The sequence below is a fragment of the Okeania hirsuta genome, from assembly GCF_003838195.1.
In the GTDB taxonomy this organism is placed as follows: domain Bacteria; phylum Cyanobacteriota; class Cyanobacteriia; order Cyanobacteriales; family Microcoleaceae; genus Okeania; species Okeania hirsuta.
This window is the reverse complement of record NZ_RCBY01000286.1, coordinates 1-7,998: the sequence shown is the minus strand read 5'-3', so window position 1 is coordinate 7,998 and position 7,998 is coordinate 1. Positions and strand designations below refer to the sequence as shown.

Sequence of the window (7,998 nt, the reverse complement as noted above, 5' to 3'; positions counted from 1 at the left end):
CTGTTGCCTGTTGCCTACCTTTGCTATACAATACCGATGCTACCGGACATGATATTACCTGTTTTTTTTGTACATTTAATAGACTGTGAAACATGAGCATACTTATTAGACTTGTCGCTTTATAACTTAAAAATCCCCCAAAAACCTTGTTATGTAAAGATTGTAGCTATTGGATGGCAAAAATGCTGGGAATTATTGCTCTGTCTAGGTTAGAGTGATTTTTTCCCTTTATTTAGCGACAACTCTATTATTGACCTGATTCTGGAGCCATTTTTATGACACACCTATTACAGGAATTATACCAGCCAAACTAATTTTTTCTAGTAATAACTGATCAATCAGTTCTTTGGTTTCATGACTAATATAATTTCTGTGACTATTTTCGACAAATTTTCAGAGACTATTTTGACATTGATATTTTTGTTTTTTGTTGTGAATAGTCCCGTTTTTGACAATATAATTACTACCACAACTAGGACATATTAATTGATAATTTGACATCTGAATTATAGAGATTTTTTTATGATTACTGTCATAGATAATAGCATACTTTTTTTCAGGATACTTGGGATTGATTCCTGATATTTTTATTTCTGATTATATGTAGCGATCGCCTAGGCAATAATTTTGATTTTTTTTAAGCAGGAAAAACTTAATATTTTCAAGATTAATGTCAAGAACTAATCATTTATATTGACTGATCACTACATATACAGGACTACCGAAAGTTTTTTGTTAACTAATTATCCAGGCATGATATCATACCTCAAATCACCAACACCAAAATAATTATGTATTATGCCATGTCCGGTTGAATACTTATAACCTACATTCCGCACGACAAAATGTCGTATAAAAAATAGGAGACAGGAGACAGCTATACTGGAGACAGGAGACAGGAGACAATTATAGTTGTCAATAGGAGTAAGTAATATCATGTCCGGTAGCATCGGTATTGTATAGCAAAGGTAGGCAACAGGGAACACTTAACTGGGAACAGGGAACAGGCAGGAATACTTAAGGGCAATAAAAAAAACTTAAATTCCCTGTAGATATTCACCCTTGGGTTTACACAAACGCGCCCCAGCGGACATGATATAATTGAGTATTTATACTTAATATTTTCCTGAGAATCTGACTGCTGAGAAAGGTCAAATGTAGGAGCTATATAGTATAAATATCTACCAAGTTATATCATGTCCGGTAGCATCGGTATTGTATAGCAAAGGTAGGCAACAGGCAACAGGCAACAGGCAACAGGCAACAGGCAACAAGCAGGAAGGCAATTGAGCAAGAAAAAAACTTAAATTTCCTGTAGATATCCACGCTAACTTTTACACAAACGATACCAACGGACATGATATTACGGATTTTTCTACTACTTTTATGTTACAAATTGAAGTACGAATGTGAGTTATAAATAACGATGAAGGAGTCAGGAGTTAAGAAGAGAAGAAAGTTTTTCCTGAACGCTATTAAACGGAAATGATATCACCTAACACTTAAAACTTTCTTTTTATCAACCAGTTATTTCAGTTGCCAAGGCTGATTTATTCTGTTTTTTTCTGCATAAGAACAGACAAGTTAGTTGATTTAATTTCATTTTAATGAGAGCTTTCACTCAAATTTCCAGGAATTATAACACTACGCGCTGGGAGTGGAAAGTAGGGTAGGATAACCACCAAGTTTAAATATAGCAATCTTCATCAGAACTTTAAAATACTCCATTCTTATTTAAAGATTTGATGAAGATCAGCAAAAATTGATGTTTTTTCAAAAAAAAAAGTTCATAATAGTAAGTGTGAATTTCAACTAACTTATTAACCTCAACTAAGTAACCTAGATATATCTGCTATGTATTTTGTAGTCAAGCATAGCAGATTTTTTCTTGTTTCAAAAACTATGAACTACATCATGTCCGTATAAACCCAAACAACCGATTTAAGTCTCTACCAATACAGTAACCGCTGCTACAGCAATTAACATTTCATCATTTTTATCTTCCAATTCAGCGATCGCCCTACCCTGTATTACCATACCCCCATCTTCAATAGTGATACTTTTCTGGCCAAAAGGCAATACAGCTAAAACTTCTTCTACCTTCACCTCTTCTGGATAAGGTACAGCAACCTGTACTTCTACAATCATTTCATTGGGATGACTTAAACCTGCTACTTCCCAGACTCCGGGTAAAGCATTATGAGCGATCGCATTTCTGACAGCTCTAGCTGCAGCTACTGTTGGTTCCTGGCCATGTTGGTCTATCCCCATACCCATTTCAATAATTAAACGTTTTCTCGTCATAACTACCCAAAATTAACTACAATTTGTTCAAAATAATAGAATCACCAGGAATTTCCCAGTGATATCATCTCCGGTAGGATCGTAGCGTATATAGAATTAAGTTTCAATTAAAAGAAACCCTTTCCTACGGAATGCTACGCAAACAGCATAGCAGCATAGCTGCCCTCTGCTTTCCTTCCACCAAAGTATAAGTATTCAAGCGGACGTGATATGATTCTATTATCCTATGCTTTGAAGAAGGAGACAGGAGACAGGAGACAGGAGGAAAATTACTTATGGATAGTCAACGAAGGGCCGCTCCGCGTCTACGCTCCCCCAAGTAATTTTGAACACTCCAGTTGACGGTGGGGTATTAAACCCACAAAGAAAATGATCAAAAAAAACTGATAGCTTTCAGCAATGGTATACAACTCGAAACAAAGTTTGTTAAAAATTAAATTGAGACAACTGTAAAAACTACCAACATATTCATTATAATTTATAAGAGTTGTCGCTAAATAGAGGGAAGAAATCGCTCCAACCTAGACAGAGCAATAATTCCAATACTTTTGTATTACTAATAGCTACAATCCTTACAGAATAAAGGTTTTGGGGATTTTTTAAGTTATCAAGCGACAAGTCTATTGGTTAGCCAAAAAACTAAAATTATATGACAGAATCAAAAGCTAAAGTTAGAAAAGCAGTAATTCCAGCAGCAGGTTTTGGTACGCGGATGTTTCCAGCTACTAAAGTTGTCAAAAAAGAACTCTTTCCAATTATTGACAAGGATGGTAGAGCAAAACCGATAATTCAAATAATTGTGGAAGAAGCCATAAGTGCAGGAATAGAAAATGTGGGAATAGTAATACAAAAAAGCGATTTCCAAGTTTTTAAAGATTTTTTCCAAGCTATCCCTAGTTATTATCAGAAACTTTCACCAGAGAAACAAGAATATTGTGAATATTTACAAAATTTAGGCAGTAAAATTACTCTATTAACTCAGTCAGAACAAGCTGGTTATGGTCATGCAGTTTTCTGTGCTAAAGAGTGGGTGGGAGATGAACCTTTTGTGTTATTACTAGGAGACCATATTTATACTTCAGAGGTAAAAAAATCTTGTGCAAGTCAAATTTTGCAAGTCTACGAACAGACCAATAAAAGTGTAATTGGCGTGAGAATAATACCAGGGACAGAAATACATCATTATGGTTGTATTAGTGGGAGTTTAGTTGCCGATGGCATAATTAATATAGATACAATTTATGAAAAACCAGAACTAAATTATGCCAGACAAAAACTTCATGTGGCAGGAATGAAAGAAGATGAATTTCTAGGAGTTTTTGGCATATATTTATTGACAGCAAAAATATTTGATTACCTAGAAGAAAATATCAAACAAAATGTTAGAGAAAAAGGTGAATTTCAACTGACATCTTGTTTGGATAAATTGCAAAAAACAGAAGGAATGAACGGGTATTTGGTAAAAGGGAGATGCTTTGACACCGGAATGCCAGATGTGTATTGGCAGACAATGATTGATTTTCGTAATACTTGATAGTATCATTGTAGAGAAAAATTTAGAAAACAAGGGAAAAACTTACTATGACTCATTTTGGTTTAATATGTCCCGGATCGACAGGACACCTAAACACAATGCTTCCCTTGGGGCAAGAATTAAAAAGGCGCGGTCATCGCGTTACTATGATCGGGGTGCTTGATGCTGAAGCTAAAACATTAGCAGCAGGATTAGAATTTCTAGCTTATGGTACAGAAGAATATCCCAAAGGAGGGATGGCAGAATCTTTAAATCAGCTGAGTAAACTTAGCGGGTTAGCTGCCTTTCGCTATACCATTAACCTATTTAAAGACGGGGCAAATGTTTTGCTTCGGGATGCTCCGCAAGTTATCAAAAATGCTGGCGTAGATGCTTTACTAATTGACCAAGCTTCATCAGCAGGTTCGATCGCCGATTTTCTCAACATTCCTTTTATCACTATCTGTAGCGCAGTAGTATTAAATCCAGATGAGAATGTCCCCCCTTATTTGACCAACTGGAAATATAGCACCGCCTGGTGGGCAAAATTACGCAATCAAGCTGGTTATGCTTTGTATAAACGGCTGAGAAAACCGATCGCGCAAGTAGTAGCTGAGTATCGTCGCCAATGGAATTTACCTCTATACTCTCAACTTGGTGATGCTTATTCTCAACTAGCTCAAATTAGTCACCAACCTGCTGAGTTAGAATTTCCCAGGAAAAATTTGCCCCAGTGGTTTCATTTTACTGGACCCTATCATTATTCATTCCAGTAGTCGAGAACCTGTTTGCTTTCCTTGGGATAAATTGACAGGAAAACCTCTGATTTATGCTTCTATGGGAACTGTGCAAAATCGTCTGATTGATGTCTTTTATAAAATTGCAGCAGCTTGTGAGGGGTTGGATGCTCAGTTAGTAATTTCTCTGGGTGGGTCTGCAACTCCAGAATCTCTACCCAACTTGCCAGGAAGTCCTTTAGTTGTGGAATATGCGCCCCAGTTAGAATTGCTCAAGAAAGTCACTCTTACTATTACTCATGCAGGTATGAATACAACTTTGGAATGTTTAAATAATGCAGTGCCAATGGTTGCTATTCCTATTGCTAACGACCAACCAGGAATAGCAGCGCGAATTGCTTGGAGTGGAGCAGGGGAAGCTGTACCTCTGAAACGTTTGACTGTACCTAGGTTAAAAAACGCCATTTCCCAGGTATTAACACAACCTTCATATAAACAAAATGCTTTGAGACTACAGAAAGCGATCGATACAGCAGGTGGGGTAACTCGTGCTGCTGATATTATTGAACAAGCAGTATCTATAAAAAAACCAGTCTTATCTGAAACTATAAACTAGGAAAAAACTAATTATGACTCATTTTGGTGCTATCTGTCCTACACAATTTACAGGACATCTAAACACAATGCTACCTTTGGCGCAAGAATTAAAAAGGCGGGGTCATCGCGTCACCTTTATTGGAATAGTTGGTTATGAAGCCAAGGTACTAGAAGCAGGATTAGAATATCTTGGCTATGGCAAAGAAGAATTTCCTGAAGGGGCAATGACAGAGTATTTGCATCATCTGAGTAAACTCAGCGGGATACCTGCTTTCCGCTATATTATAGTTAAAATTTTAAAAAAAGAGGCAAACGCTTTGCTTCAGGATACTCCACAACTGATCAAAGATGCTGGCATTGATGCTTTACTGATTGACTCAGTTTCAACAGGAGGGGTAGCGATCGCCGAGCTTCTGGAAATTCCTTTTATCACTATTTATAGCGTAGTGCTATCTCTTCAAGAGAATACCGTTCCTCCTATTTTCACTAACTGGAAATATAACCCCACCTGGTGGGCAAAACTGCGTAACAAATTTGAGTACCGTAGATCTAGACGCTGGGCTAAACCTTTGATAGAGGTCGTGAGTAAATATCGTACTCAATGGAATTTACCTTTGCAACCTCAGCCTGATACTCCTAATTATCAATTAGCTCAAATTAGTCACCAACCTGCTGAGTTAGAATTTCCCAGGGAAAATTTGCCTAAGTGCTTTCATTTCACAGGACCTTATCATTATTCAGGTACTAGAGAACCTGTTGCCTTCCCTTGGGATAAGTTAACTGGGAAACCTTTAATTTATGCTTCTCTTGGAAGTTTAGTAAATCGTTTTTTTGATGTCTTTGATAAAATTGCAGTAGCTTGTGACGGGTTGGATGCTCAGTTAGTAATGTCTCTGGGGGGTTCGGCAACTCCAGAATCTCTACCTAATTTACCGGGAAATTCCCTAGTTGTCAAATATGCACCCCAGTTAGAACTACTGCAAAAAGCTACTCTGACTATTACTCATGCAGGTATGAATACAACTCTAGAATGTTTAAATAATGCAGTACCAATGGTTGCTATTCCTATTGCCTTTGACCAACCAGGAGTAGCAGCACGAATTGCTTGGAGTGGAGCAGGGGAAGCTATACCACTGAAGCGTTTGACTGTAGCTCGATTAAGAAAAGCAATTTCCAAAGTGCTAACACAACCGTCATATAAACAAAATGCTTTGAGATTACAGTCAGCAATTCAGCGATCGGGTGGGGTAACTCGTGCTGCTGATATTATTGAACAAGCAGTATCTACAGGAAAACCTGTCTTAGCAGGAACTATCTAACTAGAAAACAACTTATTGTGACTCATTTTGGTGCGATCTGTCCTACACAATTTACAGGACATCTAAATACAATGCTACCTTTGGCACAAGAATTAAAAAGGCGAGGTCATCGTGTCACCTTTATTGGAATAGTTGGTTATGAAGCTAAGGTATTGGCAGCAGGATTGGAATATCTTGACTATGGTCAAGAAGACCTTTCTCCAGAGGCAATGAAAAAATCTTTGTATCATTTAAGTCAACTCAGTGGAATAGCTGCTTTGCGATATGGTATTCAGCTCAAAAAAAATGGGGCGAATGTTTTACTTAAGGATGCTCCACAACTTATTAAAAATGCTGGCATAGATGCTTTGCTCATTGACTCAATTTCAATCGCAGGAGGAACGATCGCCGATCTTTTGGAAATTCCTTTTATTACTATTTGTAGTGCAGTGGTATTTCATCTAGATTATGCTATTCCACCTCATTTTAAAAGTTGGGAATATAACCCTACCTTGTGGGGAAAACTCCGCAACCTATCTGCTTACACCTGGTCTGGACTACTCAGAAAACCTGTGAGAGATTTGATAGCAGAGTATCGTCGCCAATGGAATTTGCCTTTGTACTCTCATCCTAATGATGTATATTCCCAACTAGCTCAAATTAGTCAACAACCTGCTGAGTTAGAATTTCCCAGGGAAAATTTGCCTAAGTGGTTTCATTTCACAGGACCCTATCATTATTCAGGCACTAGAGAACCTGTTCCCTTCCCTTGGGATAAGTTGACTGGGAAACCTTTGATTTACGCTTCTCTGGGAAGCTTAGTAAATCGTTTTATTGATGTCTTTGATAAAATTGCAGCAGCTTGTGACGGGTTGGATGCTCAGTTAGTAATGTCTCTGGGGGGTTCGGCAACTCCAGAATCTCTACCGAACTTACCGGGAAATCCCCTAGTTGTCAAATATGCACCTCAGTTAGAACTGCTGCAAAAAGTTACTCTGACTATTACTCATGCAGGAATGAACACAACTCTAGAATGTTTAAACAATGGAGTACCAATGATTGCTATTCCTATTGCTCTGGATCAACCAGGAATAGCAGCACGAATAGCTTGGAGTGGAGCAGGGGAAGCTATACCACTGAAGCGTTTGACTGTGGAACGGTTACGAACAGAAATTTCCCAGGTACTAACACAACCTTCATATAAACAAAATGCTTTAAGATTACAGTCAGCAATTAAGCGATCAGGTGGAGTAACTCGTGCTGCTGATATTATTGAACAGGCAGTTTCTACAGGGAAACCAGTCTTAGCTGAAACGATAAACTAGGAAGGCAGAAACAATTTTTCAACTTCTACTTTTCTCCTGATCTGAAATCCGGTTATACATTTGTCGCACTTTATATAGCGCTGTGCGCAGGCAACAGCTCCGGAAGAGGGAATAAAAAACCTTTGAAGAAGGAGACAGGAGACAGGAGACAGGAGACAGGAGACAGGAGACAGGAGACAGGAGACAGGAGGAAAATTACATGGGGATTCGCTCCCCCAAGTAAT

At 38.0% G+C, this 7,998-nt stretch carries 8 protein-coding genes; 6 read left to right on the top strand and 2 right to left on the bottom strand.

What is annotated here, in order from left to right:
• Window positions 1–393: 393 nt before the first annotated feature.
• Complete coding sequence (locus D5R40_RS43560; RefSeq protein WP_445974405.1) at window positions 394–501, bottom strand: IS1/IS1595 family N-terminal zinc-binding domain-containing protein; 108 nt, start codon at window positions 499–501, stop codon at window positions 394–396.
• A gap of 1,440 nt (window positions 502–1,941) precedes the next feature.
• Window positions 1,942–2,304 (bottom strand): Lin0512 family protein, encoded by a 363-nt coding sequence (locus D5R40_RS28110; protein WP_124143178.1) that lies wholly within the window; start codon window positions 2,302–2,304, stop codon window positions 1,942–1,944.
• A 210-nt stretch (window positions 2,305–2,514) separates the two neighbouring features.
• On the opposite strand from D5R40_RS28110, the gene D5R40_RS41540 reads away from it, so the two are divergent.
• The 6 genes from D5R40_RS41540 to D5R40_RS28090 all read left to right on the top strand — a co-directional run bounded on the left by D5R40_RS41540 (window position 2,515) and on the right by D5R40_RS28090 (window position 7,774).
• Window positions 2,515–2,646 (top strand): hypothetical protein, encoded by a 132-nt coding sequence (locus tag D5R40_RS41540; protein ID WP_275670270.1) that lies wholly within the window; start codon window positions 2,515–2,517, stop codon window positions 2,644–2,646.
• A 307-nt stretch (window positions 2,647–2,953) separates the two neighbouring features.
• Complete coding sequence (locus D5R40_RS28105) at window positions 2,954–3,838, top strand: UTP--glucose-1-phosphate uridylyltransferase (protein WP_124143179.1); 885 nt, start codon at window positions 2,954–2,956, stop codon at window positions 3,836–3,838.
• Between the two features lie 47 nt (window positions 3,839–3,885).
• Entirely contained in the window at window positions 3,886–4,593 is a 708-nt protein-coding gene (locus tag D5R40_RS42215) for a glycosyltransferase family protein (RefSeq protein WP_339379468.1), read from the top strand.
• 31 nt (window positions 4,594–4,624) lie between these two features.
• Entirely contained in the window at window positions 4,625–5,170 is a 546-nt protein-coding gene (locus tag D5R40_RS42210; protein WP_339379467.1) for a glycosyltransferase, read from the top strand.
• 13 nt (window positions 5,171–5,183) lie between these two features.
• On the top strand, window positions 5,184–6,470 hold the full coding sequence (locus tag D5R40_RS28095; RefSeq protein ID WP_124143181.1) for a glycosyltransferase: 1,287 nt from the start codon (window positions 5,184–5,186) through the stop codon (window positions 6,468–6,470).
• Window positions 6,471–6,487: 17 nt separating this feature from the next.
• Window positions 6,488–7,774 (top strand): glycosyltransferase, encoded by a 1,287-nt coding sequence (locus D5R40_RS28090; RefSeq protein ID WP_124143182.1) that lies wholly within the window; start codon window positions 6,488–6,490, stop codon window positions 7,772–7,774.
• Window positions 7,775–7,998 lie beyond the last annotated feature (224 nt).